1 protein-coding gene is annotated in these 394 nt (G+C 61.4%); it reads right to left on the reverse strand.

Translation table 11 applies throughout. From position 1 onward, the window contains the following. Positions 1–342: TroA family protein (locus AMS65_RS17890; RefSeq protein ID WP_206542018.1), on the reverse strand; the 342-nt coding region annotated here is incomplete at its 3' end. Positions 343–394: the final 52 nt, after the last annotated feature.

Genomic DNA, 394 nt, shown 5'->3' on the forward strand with positions numbered 1-394 from the left:
GAGGTCGGCGAGCACCACCTGGTAGATCGAGTCGCCGGTGACGACGGTGAAGTTGTCGGTCGGGGTGTGGATCGCGACGAAGCTCTTGCCCGCGACGCGATCGCCGATCCGCTCTTTCGCATCCGCCACTGCGTCTTCGTAGCCCGCGATCGCCTCGTCGGCCTCGTCGGTGCGGCCGAGCAGCGTGAGCTGATCCGTCATCGACACGAACGGGTCGTCGGCCGACGCACCCGCGACATCGAGGCCGTCGTTCACCGCAAGCACGGGGGCGATCTCGTCGAGCTTGAAGTCTTCGCCCTCGTAGTAGTTCGCCCAGCAAAAAAAAAAAATCATGCTCATCACGATTGTAGAGTATCAGGTCTAGACAGTCGAGGGAGAGCCTCTACGTTACTAG

It is taken from the genome of Leucobacter celer subsp. astrifaciens, from assembly GCF_001273835.1.
GTDB lineage: Bacteria > Actinomycetota > Actinomycetes > Actinomycetales > Microbacteriaceae > Leucobacter > Leucobacter celer.